The organism is Nonomuraea sp. NPDC050680, assembly GCF_040654555.1.
GTDB lineage: Bacteria > Actinomycetota > Actinomycetes > Streptosporangiales > Streptosporangiaceae > Nonomuraea.
The window spans coordinates 1,369,457-1,387,578 of sequence record NZ_JBFAIF010000001.1; the positions used below are offsets into that span (position 1 = coordinate 1,369,457).

Sequence of the window (18,122 nt, forward strand, 5' to 3'; positions counted from 1 at the left end):
AAGCAGAATGGACAATGTGACCGAACGGGACGCGCACCTTCGAATCTCCGCAGAGCTGATGATGTTCCTGCCCGTGAGCCGGCGCCGCGAGCGCCACCGGATCGCCATCGGCGGCAGCTCGACCCTGGGCCACCACGTGGAGTCGGCCGGCATCCCGCTGACGGAGGTCGGGCCGATGACCGTCGACGGCCGCGGCGTCGGCCCCTCGTACCAGCCCGCGGCCGGCGACCTCATCGAGGTACGGCCGATACCCAGACCCCAGCCGCTGCCCCGCGAGCCCCGCTTCCTGCTGGACGTGCACCTGGGCACGCTCGCGCGACGACTGCGGCTGCTCGGCCTCGACACGGCCTACCACAACGACATGGACGACCCGGCCCTGGTGGTGCAGGCCAACGAGGAGCGCCGGGTGCTGCTCACCCAGGACCGCGGCCTGCTGCGCCGTCGCGCGCTGTGGCTCGGCGCGTACGTGCGCGGCTCGCGCCCCCAGGACCAACTACGCGACCTGCTCGAACGCTTCACACCACCGCTGCACCCGTGGACGAGATGCACGGCCTGCAATGGGGAGCTGGTCCCGGTGGAGAAGCGCGAGGTGCTGCCCATGCTGGAGGCGGGCACCCGGCACGCCTACGACGCGTACGGGCGGTGCCAGGAGTGCGGGCACGTGTACTGGCACGGCGCCCACAGCGGCCACCTGGAGGAGATCATCCAGTCTGCCCGGCAGTGGGCGGCTATGGGCTGACACAAGGGTCGAACCTGTCGGCCTCAGGCAGGTAGCGCTGCCACTCCCGCCCGGTCAGCGACCGCCCGGCGCGGCGGCAGACAGCGGCCGCCGTCTTGCCGCCGTCGAGCGGGAACGTCCGTACGACGCCGTCGGGCATGGCGCTGTAGAGGGTGCCGCCGTCGGCGCTGAAGGCCAGTGACCCCTCGCCCAGCGGGATCTTCTTCTGGCCGTCGAAGACCAGACCGAGAGGCTGCCTGCTGGGCACGTCCCAAAGCCTGACCCGGTCACCTTCCTCGTACGTGGCGATGGTACGGCCGTCAGGCGACCAGGCGATCTCCTGGATCGCGCTGCCCGGCACGGCGGGGAACGCGCCGACGGGCGCCTTCAGGTCCGCGTCCCACAACGTCATCCGGTCGGGCCCCGAGAAGGCGACGAGCCGGCCGTCGGGGCTGAAGGCGTGAGTGCCGTTCAACCGGCCGAGCCCATCGGCGATCGGCAACCGGGTGCCGGTCGCCGGGTCGATGGGTTGGGGCTCCACTCCGGCCACCAGCAACCTGCCGTCAGGGCGGAAGGCGAGCGTGCCGGGGCCGGGGACGGCGGCGCGGGTGACGGTGCCCTTCGCCAGGTTCCACAGCTCGAGGGGAGCGCCGGTGCCGTCGGGCCTGTTGGGGAAGACGGCCAGCGTTCGGCCGTCGGGGCTGAAGGCCACGTCGCCCACATCCGCGACCTTTATCGTGTCGAGCACGCGGCCCGTGTGCGCATCCATGATCCGGGTGCCCGACTTGTCGCCGACGGCCAGCCGCCCGCCGTCCCGGCTGAAGGCCAGCGCGGGCTCGCGGCCGACGACGTCGATCGGCGACCCGAGCGGGCGCTTGGCCGCTACGTCCCACAGCCGGATCTCCCCGGGCCCTGTGATGACCACTGTGTGCGCGCCCGGCCCTAGCAGCGCCTGCCCTTCAGGGATTCCCATGGCCAGCGGCTGGTCGAACAGCATGGATACGTCCACGGTGTCGATCTCGCCATTGTCGGACAGGTAGCGCAGCACACGGTCGGCCTCGTCGAAGTGGACGTCGTTGACGTGCCCGGGCAGGTCGCGCTCCAGGACGACCGGCCATCCGGCGCACCGCCATACTATGAGCTCCCCTGGATAGGTCCAGCTCGCGATGTAGCGGTCGCCGAAGCCGAAGACAGCATTCCGGTCCGCTTCGCCGCCGTAACGTCCCCCGATCACGCCTCCGCCCGGGACGGTCCAGACGCGCATCCGTCGCTCGGCCGGCCGTGGCGCATTCTCGCTGACCATGAGCGCCCGCCCGTCATCACTCAGACTCACGTTCGTGACCTCAGTCTTGGCGGGCAGCCACGGCGCGGGCAGCCGCTTGCCGGTGCGCAAGTTCCAGAGCTCGACCTTGCCGTGCCCGCCCGTGGACACCACGCCGACGCGGCGCGCCGGGTCCACCGTGTCGAGGCCCGCCCCCGATCCGGCGGTCAGCCGCTTCCGGGTGGCCACGTCCCAGGCGCGTTCGGCGCCGCCGGTGCCCTCGGGCACCAGCAGGGTACGACCGGCGCGGTCGAAGGCAAGTCGGCCCTGTGCCAGGGGCGTCACGAACCCACCGCCGAACGTGGCGCCGATCGCCGTGCCCGCCGTCACGTCCCAGAGGCGCACACCCTTGCCCTCCAGCACGGCGAGCGTCCGCCCGTCGGGACTGAGCGCGATCTGACGCACAGCCGCGCCTACGCCGGAGAACTCGCGGACAAGACCGTGCGTGCGTACGTCCCAGAGCCGCACCCGGCCCTCCTGGACGGCCGCCAGCGTGCGTCCGCTGTCGTTCAGCCCGTAGACACTGCTCGGACTGGCGTACGGGTCGGTGAAGACGTCGCTCGCCGGCCTGGACAGCGATTCGTACAGCGCGCCGCGCGTCTCGGCCAGGTCAGGGCTCAGCCGCCAGCCCGCGACGGTCAGCAGCCGCGCCAGCTGCGGGTCGCTCTCCCGTAGGTCAGCGGCCTGCAACGCGAGCGACTTGGCCAGCGCGTCGTCACGCTGTCTGCCGGACTTCCTGCGCAGGTACTCGGCCGTCCCCAGGCCGCCCAGGGCCGCCACCAGCAGCACGGCCAGCGCCGCCGTGAGCAGCCCGCGCCTCCTGGACCGGCTTCTGGTCTGCTTGGCCGCCGCGTCGAGGAACTCGCGTTCCCTCCTGGCCAGTGTGAGGTCCTTGCGCTCGGCGGCGGCCCACTGGAGTGTCCGGTCGAGGCTGGAGCCGTGCAGCAGGTCGCCCGGTTTACGGCCGTGGCCGTCCCAGAGACCGGCCGCCTCCACCAGGCGCCGGTGCACCGGCAGCCCCTCGCGGTTGTCGGCCACCCAGGTCCGCAGCCGGGGCCACGCCTGGATCAGGGCGGGCTTGGCCAGCTCGTAGGACTCGCCGGTGCTCGTCACCAGGCCCGCCGCCTCGAAGAAGGCGAGCAGGGCGGACACGGCCTCGCTCTCGGGCAGCTCCTCGCGGGTCACCGGCCTGAGCGAGCCGTCGCCGTCGAGCATGCGCAGCAGCACCTCGGGGACGGCCGCCCGCTCGGCCTCGGACAGCTCCTCGTACAGCTCCTCGGCGATCGCGCCCAGGTCGGGCTCGGCCGGGCTCCTGAGCGGGCCGGCCAGCGCCCCGCCACGAGAAAGCGGGTCGCCGCCGACGCCGATCAGGTCCAGCAGGGCCGCGTGCGCCGAGGGCCGCGCGGCCGGATCCTTCGTGAGCGCGCTCGCCACGAGCCGCCCGAGCGGGTCGGCCAGGCCGGTCGTGTCGGGGCGGAAGTCCATGACCTCGCCGATGACCGCGACCGGCTCGCGTACCTCGATCGCGTCCTCGCCCCGGGCGGCGAACAGCACCACCAGCCCCCACGCCCACAGGTCCGCCGCGGCCGTCGCGCCCCGCCCGGCCAGGACCTCCGGCGCCATGTAGTTGGGCGTGCCCATGGCAGGGCCGGTGGTCGTCGGCCCGGCCTCGCGCGCCACGCCGAAGTCGATCACCCGGGGACCGTCGGGCCCGAGGATGATGTTGTCGGGCTTGAGGTCACGGTGTACGACGCCGGCCTGGTGGATGGCGGTCAGCGCGGTCGCCACGCCGATCGCCAGGCGCCGCAGCGAGTCGCCCTCGTAGGGGCCGTGCTCGGCGATCACCTGCCGCAGGTTGGGGCCGGGCACGAACTCGCTGACGATGTACGGCTCGGCCACCTCGATGATTCTGGCCGTGCAGAACGAAGCCACCCGCGCTGCCGCCGCCGCCTCCCTGGCCAGCCTGGCCCGCGACTCGGGATCGTCGAACCTGGGCACCTTGACGGCGACGCGCTCCCCCTCCTCGCCGTACGCCTCATAGACGACGCCCTGGCCACCGGCGCCCAACCGCCCGGCGAGCCAGTAGCGGCCCAACCGGTGCGGATCGGAGGGAGTCAAAGGGATCATCAAGTGTGTAATTGTGGTCGATGTCGTTCTGCTGAGGAAGGCCGCGTGGAATTTCGCATCATGGGTCCGCTGGAAGTGCGCGACGGCGACGACGACCGTACGCCGACCGCGCCCAAGCATCGCGACCTGCTGGCGATGTTCGTGCTCAACGCGCGCCGCCCGCTCACCCTGGGGCGGCTGCGCGGGCTGCTGTGGCCGCGCGAGGGCGGCGACCGGTCCGACTCCCTGGTCCGGGGCTATGTCGGGCAGTTGCGCCAGCTCATCGGCAAAGACGTGATCACCACGGTGTCCGGCACGTACACGCTGGCCATCAGTGAGGAGCAGCTCGACGTCGACCGCTTCAGGTCGCTGGTGGAGCGGGGCTCGTACCAGGAGGCACTGGCTCTGTGGCGCGGACCGGTGCTCGAGGACCTCGACCCCGACGGGGAGCGCTGGGCGGAGACGCGGCGGCTGCGCGAGGAGCTGGAGGAGCTGCGGCTGTTCGCCCTGGAACGCCGGGTGCAGCTCGACCTCGACGCCGGCCGACACCGGGAACTGCTGTCGGAGCTGCGGCGGCTGGCCGGGCAGCATCCGCTCTGGCAGCGCTTCCGAGGCCAGTACATGCTCGCGCTCTACCGGAGCGGGCGGCGGGCGGAGGCCCTGGACGCGTACGCGGCGTTACGTGAGGCGCTCGACGACGGCCACGCGATCGAGCCCGACTCCGATCTGCAGCTGCTCTATCACCGCATGCTGCACGACGACGTGTCACTGCACGTCTCGGCGGGGCCGCCGGTGCTGCTGCCGCACGACGTGACCGGCTTCACCGGCCGCGCCGACCTCCTCGATCTGGTGGCGGTCGAGCCGATGGCGGGCGGGCAGGTCGTCGTCCACGGGCAGGCGGGCGCGGGCAAGTCGGCGCTGGCCGTGCACGCCGCCTGGCGGGAGCGCGAGCGCTTCCCCGACGGGATCCTCTACGCCGACCTGCGCGAGACGACGGCGCCCGCGGCGGTGCTCGAGGACTTCCTGCGCTGGCTGGGCTGCCCGGCCCAGGCCGTCCCCGCCTCGCTCGACGGACGGGAGCGACTTTTCCGTACGTACGCGGCCAACCGCCGGCTGCTGGTGCTGCTCGACAACGCGTCGGCCGAGAGCCAGGTGCGGCCGCTGCTGACGTCCTGCCCCACGATCGTCACCAGCCGCTCCTCCCTCGGCGGGCTGTCCGGCGCGACCCGCGTGTCCGTGGGCGTGCTCGGCGAGGACGACGCGCTCGACCTGCTCGTCCGCACCTCCGGCCGGGTGGCCGACGAGGCGCTGGGCAGGCTGGCCAGGTTCTGCGGCGGGCTGCCGCTCGCGTTGCGCATCGCCGGGTCCCGGCTGGCCGCCCGGCCGGGCTGGACCGTCGACTACCTGGTCGGCCTGCTGGAGGACGAGCACGAGCGGCTCGACGGGCTGCGCTCCGGCGACCAGGCCGTGCGCAGCGTGCTCGCCATCGGCTACGACGGCCTGCCCGAGCCCGCCAAGGCCACGCTGCGCGGGCTCGGCGAGCTGTCGGCGCCCGACTTCGCGGACTGGGTGGCGGAGCTGTTCGGCGGGCAGGCCGAGGCGCTGGTCGACGCCGGGCTGCTGCAGACGCACGTGGTCGACGTGGCCGGGCAGGTGCGCTACCGGCTGCACGACCTGACCCGCCTGTTCGCCCGCGAGCAGGCGGGTCAGGTCGCCCCCGGCGCGCTCGTACGGATGATGGACGTGGTCCTGGCCAGGGTACGGTTCTCGCGTTTCTCGCTGGTCTCCGGCGATCCGGGCACCCTCGTGGCGACCCGGGACATCAGGGAGTCGGTCGAGTGGCTCGCCGCCGAGCGGGCCTTCCTGGTCAGCCTGGTCTCCGACCTCCATCAGGCCGGCCTCGACGACGGCTGCCAGCGGCTCGCCCACCTGCTCGGACCGTACCTCGAACGCCACCGCTTCCTCGACGACTGGCGCCACGTCACGGCGGCGGCGCTGGAGTCGGCGCGGCGCGCGGGCGATGCCATGGGCGAGGCGCTGATCCTGCGCGACCTGGGCGACCTGCACCTGGCCGAGCGAGAGTGGGACCTGGCGCACGACCGGCTCAGGCTGGCGCTCGGCATGTTCCTGCGCGAGGGGCGCACCCGCGACGTCAACCAGACCAGGCGGCGCCTCGGCCGCGTCCACCTCGAACGCGACCGGCTGCCCGAGGCCGAGCGCGCCCTGCTCGGCTGCCTGAAGGCGGCGGAGAACGATCGCGACGCCGCCGAAGCGCTGCGCGTGCTGGGCGTGGTCCTGCACCGCGCGGGCCGCCTCGACGAGGCCGCGGACCGCCTCCAGAGCGCCGCCGCCCACCTCACCGCGCTCGGCGACCGCTACCGGCAGGCCGACACGCTCCTGGATCTGTCCTCGGTACGCCTGGCGCAGCACGCGGTCCCCGAGGCCAGAACGGCCGCCGAGACGGCCAGAGGGATCGCCGTACGGCTCGGCGACCAGCTGCTCGACGCCTACGCCCTGCTGGCCCTGGCCCGGGTGAACCAGGCGGAGGGCGCGGCGGAGCGGGCCAGGGAGCTGGCGGGGTCGGCGCTGGTGGTGTTCGAGGCGCTGGAGGACGATCTGGGCCGGTCCCAGGCGCTTCCCATGGTGGGATGAGCGGGTGGCATGAGACGGGTGGTCCGACCGGAAACCGACTCGACATCGCCCGGCAACGTCGCGGAAACGGCCGGTTCTTAAGGTCCGGGCCATGCGGCTTACCCCACACGAGCAGGAGCGCCTGCTCATCCACGTCGCCGCCGGGGTGGCGCGGCAGCGTCAGGCCAGGGGCCTGCGTCTCAACCACCCAGAGGCTACGGCGGTCATCGCGTCGTTCCTGATGGAGGGGGCCAGGGATGGCCGGACCGTGGCCGATCTGATGGAGGCCGGACGCTCGGTGCTCGGGCGGGACGACGTCATGGAGGGGGTGCCCGAGATGCTGGACTCCGTCCAGATCGAGGCGACCTTCCCCGACGGCACCAAGCTGGTCACCGTACATCGGCCGATCCCGTGACCACCGACGAGGCCGATCCCGTGACCGCTGACGACGCTGATCCCGTGACCGCTGACGAGGCTGATCGCCGCGCGCAGGACGGGCCGATGGTCCCGGGCGAATATCGGCACCCCGCCGACGCCATCCCGCTCAATCCGGGACGGCCGAGGGTGACGGTCCGGGTCGTCAACACCGCCGACCGGCCGGTCCAGGTCGGGTCGCACTACCACTTCGCCGCCGCCAACCCCGGGCTGGCCTTCGACCGCGACGCCGCCTGGGGGATGCGGCTCGACGTGCCCGCGGGCACCGCGATCAGGTTCGAGCCGGGCGTCGAGCGCGATGTGACCCTGGTGCCGATCGCCGGGCGCCGCGTGGTGCCCGGCCTGCGACCGGAATGGGCGGGCCCCCTCGATGGCTGACATCTCCCGCGCTCGCTACGCCGCCCTGTACGGCCCCACCACGGGCGACCGCATCAGGCTCGCCGACACCGACCTGTTCGTCGAGGTCACCGAGGACCTGTCCGTGGGGCCGGCGGGGGCCGGGGACGAGGCGGTGTTCGGCGGCGGGAAGGTGATCCGCGAGTCGATGGGCCAGGCCAGGACGACCCGGGCCGAGGGCGCGCCCGACCTGGTCATCACGGGCGCGGTGATCCTCGACCACTGGGGCGTGGTCAAGGCCGACGTCGGCGTCACCGACGGCCGGATCTCCGCCATCGGCAAGGCCGGCAATCCGGACACCATGGACGGGGTCGACATCGTCATCGGCCCGTCCACCGAGATCCTCAGCGGCAACGGCAAGATCCTCACGGCGGGCGCCGTCGACTCCCACGTACACCTCATCTGCCCGCAGATCCTCGAGGAGGCGATCGGCGCGGGCGTCACCACGATCGTCGGCGGCGGCACCGGGCCGGTCGAGGGCACCAAGGCCACCACGGTGACCGGCACCTGGTACCTCTCCAGGATGCTGGAGTCGCTCGACTCCTACCCGCTCAACTTCGCGCTGCTCGGCAAGGGCAACACGGTCAGCGCCGAGGGCCTGCTCGAACAGCTCGAAGCGGGCGCCTCGGGGTTCAAGCTGCACGAGGACTGGGGCTCCACGCCGGCCGCGATCGACGCCTGCCTGACCGTGGCCGACGCGAACGGCGTACAGGTGACGATCCACACCGACACGCTCAACGAGGCCGGGTTCGTCGAGTCGACGCTGGCCGCCATCGGCGACCGGACGATCCACGCCTACCACACAGAAGGGGCGGGGGGCGGGCACGCGCCCGACATCATCAGGATGGCGTCGTTCGCCAACGTCCTGCCCTCCTCCACGAACCCCACCAGGCCCCACACCGTCAACACGCTCGACGAACACCTCGACATGCTGATGGTCTGCCACCACCTGAACCCCTCGATCCCCGAGGACCTGGCCTTCGCCGAGTCCCGCATCCGGCCCACCACGATGGCCGCCGAAGACGTCCTGCACGATCTTGGGGCGATCTCGATGATCGGCTCCGATTCGCAGGCGATGGGCCGCGTCGGCGAGACGATCATCCGTACCTGGCAGACGGCGCACGTCATGAAGCGCCGCCGCGGCGCCCTGACCGGCCCCGCGGACAACCTCCGCGCCCGCCGGTATATCGCGAAATATACGATCTGCCCGGCCATCGCTCACGGCCTCGACGCCGAACTCGGCTCCGTCGAACGCGGCAAGCTCGCCGACCTCGTCCTCTGGGACCCGGCGTTCTTCGGCGTCAAGCCCACGCTGGTGCTCAAGGGCGGCGTGGTGGCCTGGGCCCAGATGGGCGACGCGAACGCCTCCATCCCCACACCGCAGCCGGTGCTGCCCCGCCCGATGTTCGGCGCCGCCCCGGCCACGGCCGCCGCCACCTCGCTGCACTTCGTCTCACCCCTCTCCCTCGACGCGGGCCTCGCCGACCGCCTCGCGGTCCGCCGCCGCCTGGTCCCCGTGGCGGACGTACGGGGGCGGGGCAAGGACGCGATGCCGCTCAACGACGCGCTGCCCCGGATCGAGGTGGCCCCGGACACGTTCGAGGTACGCGTGGACGGCGACCTGATCGAACCCGCGCCCGCCGAGACTCTCCCGATGACCCAGCGCTACTTCCTGTTCTGATGACCATGAACCCCGCGCTCCTGCTCCTCACCGACTCCCGGCTCCCGGCCGGGGGCCACGCCCACTCGGGCGGCACCGAAGCGGCGATCGCCACGGGCGCGGTCCACGACGTGGCGTCCCTGGCCGCCTTCCTGAGAGGCCGCCTGCACACCTCCGGGCACATCGCCGCCGCCCTCGCCGCCGCCGCCTGCGCCATGAGCGCCACCCGCTTCCCCGACACCTCGTGGGATCTACTGGACGCGGAGGCCGACGCCAGGACCGCCTCCCCCGCCCAGAGGGCCGCCTCCAGGACCCAGGGCAGGCTGCTCCTGCGGGTGGCCCGCCGCCTGTGGCCGTCGCCCACGCCCGATGACCTGGCGGCCGGATCGAATCTTCGCCGCTCCCTCGCGCTCGACGACCTGGCGCTGGCCGTACCGAATCCCCATCACCCCATCGCGCTCGGCGCGGCGGCGCACGCGGCGGGAGCCTCGCCCGAGGACGCCGCCCTGGCGGCGGCCTACCACGCGATCACCGGCCCGGCCACGGCGGCGGTCCGCCTGCTCGGCCTGGACCCGGTAGCGGTCCACGGCCTGCTCGCCGACCTGGCCCCCGACCTCACCGCCACAGCCTCTGACACCACCCCATCCGACCTCACCGCCACAGCCTCTGACGCCCCGCCGTACGGCCGGCTCTGGGCCGAGCTGCCCGCCCGGTCCGCCCCCGCGCTGGACCTGCTGGCCGAACGGCACGCGGGGGCCGCGGTCAGACTGTTCGTCTCCTAGGAAGGACCACGCCATGGGCGCCAACCACGACGATCATCACCATGCGCCCGCCACCCACGGCAGAGCGCTCCGCCTCGGGGTGGGCGGGCCGGTGGGCAGCGGCAAGACGGCCCTGGTCGCCGCCCTGTGCCGCGCGCTCGGCGGCTCCCTGCGGCTGGGCGTGGTGACCAACGACATCTACACGACGGAGGACGCCGACTTCCTGCGCCGGGCCGGGGTACTCGACCAGGAACGCATCCTCGCCGTCGAGACCGGCTGCTGCCCCCACACCGCCATCCGCGACGACATCGCCGCGAACCTCGACGCCGCGGAGACCCTGGAGGACCGGTTCGGCCCGCTGGACCTGGTGATCGTGGAGAGTGGCGGGGACAACCTGACGGCGACGTTCAGCCGCGGCCTGGCCGACCGGCAGATCTTCGTCCTCGACGTGTCCGGCGGCGACAAGGTGCCCCGCAAGGGCGGGCCGGGGGTGACCTCCGCCGACCTGCTGGTGATCAACAAAACCGACCTGGCGCCGCTGGTGGACGCCGACCTGGACGTGATGGCCCGCGACGCGGCGGCGGTACGCGGCGACAAACCGGTGCTGTTCACCTCGATCCGCCAGGACCCCTCGGCGTCGGCCGTAGCGGCCTGGGTCTCCGAACAGGCCCTTTCCTGGCCCCACGAGCCCGTCTCAGCGGCATGAAGGACGTCGCCCTATGGACTGACACGGGCTCGCCGGAGACAGCGGCAGAGACCTCGTCAGACGCCCAGGAGGGCATATCGGCGAGCACCGTCGCGGCCGTCGGGCAGCAGGCGACGCGGGCTCGGCCGGACGCCGGGGGGGCGATGCGGGCCCAGACGAGCGTCGGGCGGGGGATGCGGGCCCAGACGAGCGTCGGGCGGGGGATGCGGGCTCGGGCGGCCGTCGCGACCTCCTTGGCCGGTGGCCGGACGGTCATCAGCAGACTGAGCTCCATGCCGCCTCTCACCTTGCGGCAGACGGGTCCGCGGACCGTGCACCTGGTCTCCACGGCGGCCGGCCCGCTCGGCGGCGACCGGCTCGAACTAGACCTCGACGTGGCACCCGGCACCAGCCTCGAGGTCGGCTCGGTGGCCGCCACGCTGGTGCTGCCCGGCGACGGCGAGTCCGTCATGGTGATCTCCGCACGCGTCGGGGCGGGCGCCGCGCTCCGCTTCGCGCCACAGCCGACAGTGCTCGCCGCCGGCTGCGCGCATCGCCTGGTGGTTCGGCTGACGCTGGCGGCGGGCGCGCACGTGTTCTGGCGCGAGGAGATCGTCTTCGGCCGCTACGGCGAGGCGCCGGGCCGCTGCCACGCCCGCTTCGACGCCACCTACGACGGCCGCCCGCTGCTCAGGCAGGAGTACACGGTCGGCGACCCCGCCATCGACGCCTCCCCTGCCGTCTACGGCGACGCCCGCTGCATCGGCACCACCTTGATCAGCCCGCCCCCGGCCACCCCGTCCCTCGCCACCTCGTCGGAAGCCGCCTCAGGGGCCGTGGTCGCGGAAGGAGTGGCTGTCTTGCCGCTGGCCGGACCGGGTGTGCTGGTGTCCGCGCTGGCCGCCGACGCCGTCGCGTTGCGCCGGCGTCTGGAGTGGGGCGAGGGTGTGGCCCTCGGGAGCCTGGCAGGAGCCGCGCGCCCGACCTAAGGTGATCGGGTGGCCGACTCTCTCTCACCGAGCCCCGCGAAGCCCAAGGCGCGGCGCGGCTACGCGTTCGTCATCGCGCTCGCCGGAGCGCTGCTGGTGTTCTGCGCGTTCCTGCCGTGGACGGGGATCGAGGCCAGGATCGGTGCCATCGGCGGCGTGTCCAACGACATCCGGGGCATCGACGACAGCCTCGGCGTCTACGCTCTCATCGCCGGGCTCGCCACGCTGGTGCTCGGGGTCGCGGGCCTGTTCGGGCGGCCCAGGGTGGCCGCGCTCGCCGTCATCCCGGGAGCGCTGGCGACGATCGTGCTGGTGAGATTCGTGGTCGATCCGCCTGGTGTCGGCAACGGGGTCTCCGTCGACCTCGGATTCCTGTCGATCGAGCCGGGGATCCGTTACGGCTGGTTCGCCGCGTTGGCCTGCGCCCTCGCCGCAGTCACCCTCGCCGTCCTGTCACTGGTCCGCGGCCGTAAGTCGTGAAAGGGTCCGTGGGTCGTGAAAGGGTCCGTGGGTCGTGAAAGGGTCCGTCAGTCGTAGAAGCCCAGGCGGCGCAGCTGCTTGGGGTCGCGCTGCCAGTCCTTGGCCACGCTGATCCGCAGGTCGAGATAGACCCGGGTGCCCAGCAGCGCCTCGATCTGCGCGCGCGCCCGTGTCCCGACGTCGCGCAGACGTTCGCCCTTGTGCCCGATCACGATCGCCTTCTGCGACGGCCGTTCGACGAACATGTGCGCGTAGATGTCGAGCAGATCATCCCGCCCTTCGCGCGGCATCATCTCGTCGACCACCACGGCGATCGAGTGCGGCAGCTCGTCGCGGACCCCTTCCAGCGCCGCCTCCCTGATCAGCTCCCCCACCAGCACCTGCTCGGGCTCGTCGGTGAGCTGCCCGCCCGGATAGAGCGGCGGCGACTCCGGCAGGTGCTCGGTCAGCACCTCGGCCAGCACGTCGAGCTGGTCGCCCGACTTCGCCGACACCGGGACGATCGCCGCGAACTCCGCCACCTGCGACAGCGCCAGGAGCTGCTGCGCGATCTGCTCCTTGGAGGCCAGGTCGCACTTCGTGAGCACGGCGACGACCGGCGTCTTCTTCACGGCCGAGAGCTTGTCGGCGATGAAGCGGTCACCCTTGCCGATGGGCTCGTTGGCGGGGACGCAGAAGCCGATCACGTCCACCTCGGTCAGCGTGGACAGCACGAGGCTGTCGAGCCGCTCGCCGAGCAGGGTGCGGGGGCGGTGCAGGCCGGGCGTGTCGACGATGACGATCTGGGCCTCGGGCCGGTGCACGATGCCCCGGATGACGCGCCGGGTCGTCTGCGGCTTGGATGAGGTGATCGCCACTTTCGTGCCGACCAGGGCGTTCATCAGCGTGGACTTGCCGACGTTGGGCCTCCCAACGAAGCAGGCGAATCCGGCGCGATGGCTGTCTGGCGAAGTCACATAGTGCATTGTGGCCTATCAAACGCCCTGTTGACGCCACCAGGCAAACGCGTCGGGCAGCACCAACGGCATCCAGGCGGTCGTGGTCAGGCCGGCGATCTCCGGCTCGGTCGCCCATCGGGCGTCGGTGATCTCGTCGCCGTCGGGGGTGGGCGTGCCCGACTCGATGACGCAGGCGTACACGGCGATGACGTACGCGCACTGGTGCCCGTTCGGGTAGACGGTGCGGAACTCGGGCCCGCCGTACACCCCGATCAGGCCGCGCGGCGCGACGTCTATGCGGAGTTCTTCCTGGAGCTCTCTGACCAGGGCGTCTTCGGGGCGTTCGTCGGGGTCGACGCCGCCGCCGGGCGCGGCCCAGAGGCCCACGTCGCCGTGACGCGCCATGAGCGCCCGGCCCGTGGCGTCGAACACGAAGCCGCAGACCGACGGAAGCATCAGCAGATCGGAGCCCACCTTGGCCCGCACCCCGGCCAGATGGGGGGAAATCGCCACGTCAGCCCCTCAACGCGCCGTCGGGCCCGGAGCCCTTCAACGCGCCGTCGGGCCCGGAGCCCTTCAACGCGCCGTCGGGCCCGGAGCCCTTCAGCGTGCCGTCGGGCCCGGCCACCAGCAGCGTCTTGACGCCCAGCTCGGCCGCCACCGCCTCGTCCTCGGCGCTCGGCCCGTCGCCCGCCGTGACCAGCGCCGCCGCCTCCAGCGCCTGAGCGCCGCTGGAGATGGCCGTGGCGACCGCCACCTGCACGGCGGAGAGCGTGAGGGCGGAGAGCGCGACGTTCGTGGCCGAGTAGGTGCGCCCGGTCTCGTCGCGTACGGCGGCGCCTTCGGCCGAGCCGTTGCGCGCCCTGGCCGCCCGCGCGAGCGTAATGATCTTGCTGTCTTCTGGATCGAGAGTCACAAGCACTAGGTTAGGCGCTGACCATCCCGACGGCGGCGCTGAGCACCTGCCGGGTACGCTCCGGGTCCACCTTGGCGATGCCCGTGTGCACGACGGACACCAGCGTGTCGCCCGAGCGGGCGAGCATCACGTCCAGCGCGTACGGGTAGCCGTTCAGCCGCCCGCGCAACTCCGCGCCCACCGCCTCGTCGCCCACGTCCTCGACCGGCAGCATCGTCAGCCGCAACCGGGTGCCGTCGCCCGCACGCACCGCCCGGCACGCCTCCAGCGCCTCGGTCAGCTCCTCGATGCGCCCCTCCGCCTCCGAGCCCGCGTAGCGCGCCAGGCCGACCCCGGCCACCTCGCCCAGCTCATCCCCCTCGAAGCTGGCCGCCGCCTGCGCCGTCAGCGCCCGCGCCGGCGCCCGCCCCGTCGCCGGATCCAGCGCGGCCCGGCAGTTGTGGTCCGCCTGGCCGAACGGCACCCGCCACGGCTCCTCGGACCGGGCGGAGAAGCCGTCGGGCAACTGCGGATCCTTGTTCAGTGCCTCGCGCAGCCGGGCCATGGCTTGAGCGTCGACGTAACTCTCGACCGGCCCGCCGCCGCATCCGGCGAGCAGCCCGCCCATGATGGCCAGGACGATGATCCCGCGTTCCATGATTCCCCCCGGTTCGCAATGTCCCCAGGCGACGAATACGGCAATCCACCGGAGTCACCAACAAAGCCCCAAACGCTAAAAGGGGGTTCTCGTCCGGCTTACCGGACGAGAACCCCCTTTACGCCGAGCAACGTCACGATCGGCTAGCAGACCGAGACGCTGTCGTCCCCCCAGGGGCATCCTCCCGCCGCGAACCCCACCCGGCGTTCGGATGCTTCCCCAGTGACACCCACCGCACTGGGGTGTCGGGATTAAGGCTGTCGTACGCCGCTTGCAACCGACTTGTAGAACACTTGCCGCATCCATCGCAAAACGGTCAGCGCGCTGTCAGTCGTGCTCAGCGGCGGCGGGTACGACGTCACCCTCATGCGGAACCACCCTGCGGACGACCACGGTGCTGATCCGGTTACGGCGCCCGGCGAGGCTCTCGGCCGTCAGCCGGAGCCCGGCCATCTCCGCCTCGGAGCCCGCGATCGGCACCCGGCCCAGCGCGTGGGCGAGCAGCCCGCCGACGGTCTCGACGTCGTCGACCTCGATCTCGGTGTGGAACAACTCGGCGAGCTCGTCGACCGGCATCCGGGCCGTCACCCGGAGCCCGCCGTCGGGCATGGTCTCGACGCGGGGCGCCTCCCGGTCGTACTCGTCGGCGATCTCGCCCACGATCTCTTCGAGCACGTCCTCGATCGTGACCAGGCCGGCCGTCCCGCCGTACTCGTCGATGACGATGGCCAGGTGGATCTGCCTGGCCTGCATCTCGCGCAGGAGCTGGTCGATCGGCTTGCTCTCGGGGACGTAGGTGGCCAGGCGCATGATCGACTCGACCTTCTCCTCGCCGCCGTCCTCCCCCGAGTCCGACTCGTGCACCCTGCGGGTGACGTCCTTGAGGTAGGCGATGCCGATGACGTCGTCCTCGTTCTCGCCCACGACGGGGATGCGAGAGAAGCCGCTGCGCAGCGCCAGCGAGAGCGCCTGGCTGAGCGTCTTGCCCCGCTCGATGAAGACCATGTCGGTGCGCGGCACCATGACCTCGCGCACGAGCGTGTCACCCAGCTCGAAGACCGAGTGGATCATCTCCCGCTCGTCGGGCTCGATCATCCGTCGTTCCTCGGCCAGGTCGACCAGGTCGCGCAGCTCCGCCTCGGAGGTGAACGGACCGTCGCGGAACCCCTTGCCAGGAGTCAGCGCGTTGCCGAGCAGGATGAGCAGCTTGGGCAGGGGGCCGAAGATCCGGGTCAGGCCATAGACGATGGGGGCGCTGGCCAGCGCGATCGGCTCGGCGTGCTGGCGGCCCAGGGTGCGCGGCGAGACGCCGACGATCACGTAGCTGATCACGATCATGACGGCGGCCGCGCACACGTACGCCCAGCCCTGGTCGTGCATCAGGTCGATGAACAGCAGCGTCGCGATCACCGTGGCGATCAGCTCGCAGCTCAGCCGGAGCAGGAGCAGCAGGTTGAGATAGCGCGGCGGATCGTTGACGATGGCCCGCAGCCGCGGGGCGCCACGCCGCCCCTCGCGCACGAACTCCTCCGCGCGCACCCTGGAGATGCGCGTCAGTGCCGTTTCCGCACTGGCGATCAGGCCACCGATCACCACGAGGGCGATGGCCAGAGGCAACCAGGCGTTCACCGCGGGCTGCGCACCTCCCGCCACGACTCGAGGAGCCGGGCCTGCAGGCCGAACATCTCCTTGTGCTCCTCAGGCTCGGCGTGGTCGTAGCCGAGCAGGTGGAGGATGCCGTGCGTGCACAGCAGCTCCAACTCCTCCCGCACGCTGTGACCGGCCTCCTCCGCCTGACGGGCGGCCACCGGCGGGCAGAGCACCACGTCGCCGAGCAGCGCCGGGTCGGCGGCGGTCTCGGCGTCGCCGCGCGCCCCGCCCCCCGGTCGCAGCTCGTCCATGGGAAAGGCGAGCACGTCGGTCGGACCCGGCTCGCCCATCCACTTCTCGTGCAGCTCGGCCATCGTGCGCTCGTCGACCACCACGATCGACAGCTCGGCGAGCGGGTTGATGCCCATCTCACCGAGCACGTGCGTGGCCAGCTCGACCAGGCCCTGCTCGCCGACCTCGGCGCCCGACTCGTTGTTGATCTCGATGCTCATCGTCTTGTCCTCAAGATCTCATCCTCAACGTCTCATCCTCGACGTCTCTTCCTCAACGTCGCTTCCCCCGATGCTGCTGGATCTGCTTCGGCTCCTGAAGCGCGTCGTAGCGGCCGTAGGCGTCGACGATCTCGCTCACCAGCTTGTGGCGGACCACGTCGGCGCTGGTCAGCCGTGAGAAGTGGATGTCGTTGATGCCGTCGAGGATCTCCTGGACCACCCGCAGGCCGCTGACCGTGCCCGAGGGCAGGTCGACCTGCGTGACGTCACCGGTCACCACGATCTTGGAGTTGAAGCCGAGCCTGGTCAGGAACATCTTCATCTGCTCGGCCGAGGAGTTCTGCGCCTCGTCGAGGATGATGAAAGCGTCATTAAGCGTGCGTCCGCGCATATATGCGAGTGGTGCCACCTCGATCGTGCCCGCCGCCATCAGCTTGGGGATCGAGTCGGGGTCCAGCATGTCGTGCAGCGCGTCGTACAGGGGGCGCAGGTAGGGGTCGATCTTCTCGTAGAGCGTGCCCGGCAGGAAGCCGAGCCGCTCCCCCGCCTCGACGGCGGGCCGCGTCAGGATGATGCGGTTGACCCGCTTCTCCTGCAGCGCGCGTACGGCCTTGGCCATCGCGAGGTAGGTCTTGCCGGTGCCCGCGGGGCCGATGCCGAACACGACCGTGTACTGGTCGATGGCGTCGACGTAGCGCTTCTGGTTGACGGTCTTGGGCCGGATCGTCCGGCCACGTGAGGACAGGATGTCGAGCGACAGCACCTCGGCCGGGCGGTCGGACGTCATGCGCAGCATGGCGATGCTCCGCTCGACCGCGTCGGCGGTCAGCTCGCCGCCGTTGCGCAGCACCTCGACCAGCTCCTCGAACAGGCGCACCACGGCGCCGCTCTCGTCGGGGCTGCCGGTGACGGTGATCTCGTTGCCACGCACGTGGATGTCGGCCCTGAACGCACCCTCGATGACGCGCAGCAGCTCGTCACGGGAGCCCAGGAGGCTGACCATTGGGTATTCGTCCGGTATCAGCACCTTGGCTTGAGTGCGCGAGGGAGGTGCCGTTCTTCGGGATTCATGTAGTTCGGACATGGGCAGGCCAGCGGCCTGATGCCTCCCGGTCTGTTCGGGTGTACTTCTCCGCCCATCGTAGCCGGGACCAGGGTACGAACTTTTGCTGGCGTTCGCTATGCGAGTCGGTGTTTCCGGTAGAACTGGTGTTGGATTGCTTCGGCTCGCTTGTTGCGACGGATGGTAATCGTGCGGTAATTTTCTGTCACAGCCGGGTGCCTGACTGGCGCTCGGTCCCCGCCCCCGCTGGTGTCCGCATCAACGGGAAAGCGTCCGGCGGGGCG

At 71.7% G+C, this 18,122-nt stretch carries 17 protein-coding genes; 9 read left to right on the forward strand and 8 right to left on the reverse strand.

Annotated elements, in window-relative coordinates; translation table 11 throughout:
- The first annotated feature begins 7 nt into the window (after positions 1-7).
- Positions 8-739, forward strand: a complete 732-nt coding sequence (locus tag AB0H88_RS06235) for a Mut7-C RNAse domain-containing protein (RefSeq protein ID WP_357641824.1) — start codon at positions 8-10, stop codon at positions 737-739.
- Here AB0H88_RS06235 and AB0H88_RS06240 read toward each other — a convergent pair.
- Positions 729-4,166 carry a WD40 repeat domain-containing serine/threonine-protein kinase gene (locus AB0H88_RS06240; protein ID WP_357642016.1) on the reverse strand — a complete coding sequence of 1,146 codons (3,438 nt, stop codon included), beginning with the start codon at positions 4,164-4,166 and terminating at the stop codon, positions 729-731. The genes AB0H88_RS06235 and AB0H88_RS06240 overlap by 11 nt on opposite strands.
- A gap of 45 nt (positions 4,167-4,211) precedes the next feature.
- Between AB0H88_RS06240 and AB0H88_RS06245 the strand changes: the two genes are divergently transcribed.
- From AB0H88_RS06245 to AB0H88_RS06280, 8 genes are all read left to right on the forward strand, one after another.
- Complete coding sequence (locus tag AB0H88_RS06245) at positions 4,212-6,797, forward strand: BTAD domain-containing putative transcriptional regulator (RefSeq protein ID WP_357641826.1); 2,586 nt, start codon at positions 4,212-4,214, stop codon at positions 6,795-6,797.
- Positions 6,798-6,888: 91 nt separating this feature from the next.
- Positions 6,889-7,191, forward strand: coding sequence for an urease subunit gamma (locus tag AB0H88_RS06250; RefSeq protein WP_214638405.1), 303 nt, complete (start codon positions 6,889-6,891; stop codon positions 7,189-7,191).
- Positions 7,192-7,277: 86 nt separating this feature from the next.
- Entirely contained in the window at positions 7,278-7,589 is a 312-nt protein-coding gene (locus tag AB0H88_RS06255; protein ID WP_357642018.1) for an urease subunit beta, read from the forward strand.
- A complete protein-coding gene (locus tag AB0H88_RS06260; protein ID WP_357641829.1) occupies positions 7,582-9,288 on the forward strand; it encodes an urease subunit alpha in 1,707 nt (568 codons plus the stop codon). The genes AB0H88_RS06255 and AB0H88_RS06260 overlap by 8 nt, the downstream gene beginning before the upstream one ends.
- Entirely contained in the window at positions 9,288-10,049 is a 762-nt protein-coding gene (locus AB0H88_RS06265; RefSeq protein WP_357641831.1) for an urease accessory UreF family protein, read from the forward strand. The genes AB0H88_RS06260 and AB0H88_RS06265 overlap by 1 nt, the downstream gene beginning before the upstream one ends.
- A gap of 13 nt (positions 10,050-10,062) precedes the next feature.
- Positions 10,063-10,734, forward strand: coding sequence for an urease accessory protein UreG (gene ureG, locus AB0H88_RS06270; protein WP_357641833.1), 672 nt, complete (start codon positions 10,063-10,065; stop codon positions 10,732-10,734).
- Positions 10,731-11,702 (forward strand): urease accessory protein UreD, encoded by a 972-nt coding sequence (locus tag AB0H88_RS06275; RefSeq protein ID WP_357641835.1) that lies wholly within the window; start codon positions 10,731-10,733, stop codon positions 11,700-11,702. The genes ureG and AB0H88_RS06275 overlap by 4 nt, the downstream gene beginning before the upstream one ends.
- 9 nt (positions 11,703-11,711) lie before the next feature.
- The gene (locus AB0H88_RS06280) at positions 11,712-12,182 is read left to right on the forward strand and encodes a hypothetical protein (RefSeq protein WP_357641837.1); all 471 of its coding nucleotides are present in this window, start codon (positions 11,712-11,714) and stop codon (positions 12,180-12,182) included.
- Between the two features lie 47 nt (positions 12,183-12,229).
- Here AB0H88_RS06280 and era read toward each other — a convergent pair whose 3' ends face one another.
- The 7 genes from era to AB0H88_RS06315 form a co-directional block, all read right to left on the reverse strand.
- Entirely contained in the window at positions 12,230-13,147 is a 918-nt protein-coding gene (gene era / locus AB0H88_RS06285; protein WP_357641838.1) for a GTPase Era, read from the reverse strand.
- A gap of 9 nt (positions 13,148-13,156) precedes the next feature.
- Positions 13,157-13,633, reverse strand: a complete 477-nt coding sequence (locus AB0H88_RS06290; RefSeq protein ID WP_357641840.1) for an NUDIX domain-containing protein — start codon at positions 13,631-13,633, stop codon at positions 13,157-13,159.
- Between the two features lies 1 nt (position 13,634).
- Positions 13,635-14,036: a cytidine deaminase gene (locus AB0H88_RS06295; protein WP_357641842.1), complete on the reverse strand. Its 402-nt coding sequence runs from the start codon at positions 14,034-14,036 to the stop codon at positions 13,635-13,637.
- 10 nt (positions 14,037-14,046) lie between these two features.
- Positions 14,047-14,673 carry a hypothetical protein gene (locus tag AB0H88_RS06300; protein ID WP_357641844.1) on the reverse strand — a complete coding sequence of 209 codons (627 nt, stop codon included), beginning with the start codon at positions 14,671-14,673 and terminating at the stop codon, positions 14,047-14,049.
- Between the two features lie 327 nt (positions 14,674-15,000).
- Positions 15,001-16,302 (reverse strand): hemolysin family protein, encoded by a 1,302-nt coding sequence (locus AB0H88_RS06305; RefSeq protein WP_357641846.1) that lies wholly within the window; start codon positions 16,300-16,302, stop codon positions 15,001-15,003.
- Positions 16,299-16,775 (reverse strand): rRNA maturation RNase YbeY, encoded by a 477-nt coding sequence (gene ybeY, locus AB0H88_RS06310; RefSeq protein ID WP_357641848.1) that lies wholly within the window; start codon positions 16,773-16,775, stop codon positions 16,299-16,301. The genes AB0H88_RS06305 and ybeY overlap by 4 nt, the downstream gene beginning before the upstream one ends.
- 52 nt (positions 16,776-16,827) lie before the next feature.
- The gene (locus AB0H88_RS06315; protein ID WP_357641850.1) at positions 16,828-17,859 is read right to left on the reverse strand and encodes a PhoH family protein; all 1,032 of its coding nucleotides are present in this window, start codon (positions 17,857-17,859) and stop codon (positions 16,828-16,830) included.
- Positions 17,860-18,122 lie beyond the last annotated feature (263 nt).

What these genes read in the sequence shown, in the direction of transcription:
- AB0H88_RS06235 (WP_357641824.1), top strand. Translation starts at nt 8, where the DNA reads ATGGACAATGTGACCGAACGGGACGCGCACCTTCGAATCTCCGCAGAG.
- AB0H88_RS06240 (WP_357642016.1), bottom strand. Translation starts at nt 4,166, where the DNA reads ATGATCCCTTTGACTCCCTCCGATCCGCACCGGTTGGGCCGCTACTGG.
- AB0H88_RS06250 (WP_214638405.1), top strand. Translation starts at nt 6,889, where the DNA reads ATGCGGCTTACCCCACACGAGCAGGAGCGCCTGCTCATCCACGTCGCC.
- AB0H88_RS06255 (WP_357642018.1), top strand. Translation starts at nt 7,278, where the DNA reads ATGGTCCCGGGCGAATATCGGCACCCCGCCGACGCCATCCCGCTCAAT.
- AB0H88_RS06260 (WP_357641829.1), top strand. Translation starts at nt 7,582, where the DNA reads ATGGCTGACATCTCCCGCGCTCGCTACGCCGCCCTGTACGGCCCCACC.
- AB0H88_RS06265 (WP_357641831.1), top strand. Translation starts at nt 9,288, where the DNA reads ATGACCATGAACCCCGCGCTCCTGCTCCTCACCGACTCCCGGCTCCCG.
- ureG (WP_357641833.1), top strand. Translation starts at nt 10,063, where the DNA reads ATGGGCGCCAACCACGACGATCATCACCATGCGCCCGCCACCCACGGC.
- AB0H88_RS06275 (WP_357641835.1), top strand. Translation starts at nt 10,731, where the DNA reads ATGAAGGACGTCGCCCTATGGACTGACACGGGCTCGCCGGAGACAGCG.
- era (WP_357641838.1), bottom strand. Translation starts at nt 13,147, where the DNA reads ATGCACTATGTGACTTCGCCAGACAGCCATCGCGCCGGATTCGCCTGC.
- AB0H88_RS06300 (WP_357641844.1), bottom strand. Translation starts at nt 14,673, where the DNA reads ATGGAACGCGGGATCATCGTCCTGGCCATCATGGGCGGGCTGCTCGCC.
- ybeY (WP_357641848.1), bottom strand. Translation starts at nt 16,775, where the DNA reads ATGAGCATCGAGATCAACAACGAGTCGGGCGCCGAGGTCGGCGAGCAG.
- AB0H88_RS06315 (WP_357641850.1), bottom strand. Translation starts at nt 17,859, where the DNA reads ATGTCCGAACTACATGAATCCCGAAGAACGGCACCTCCCTCGCGCACT.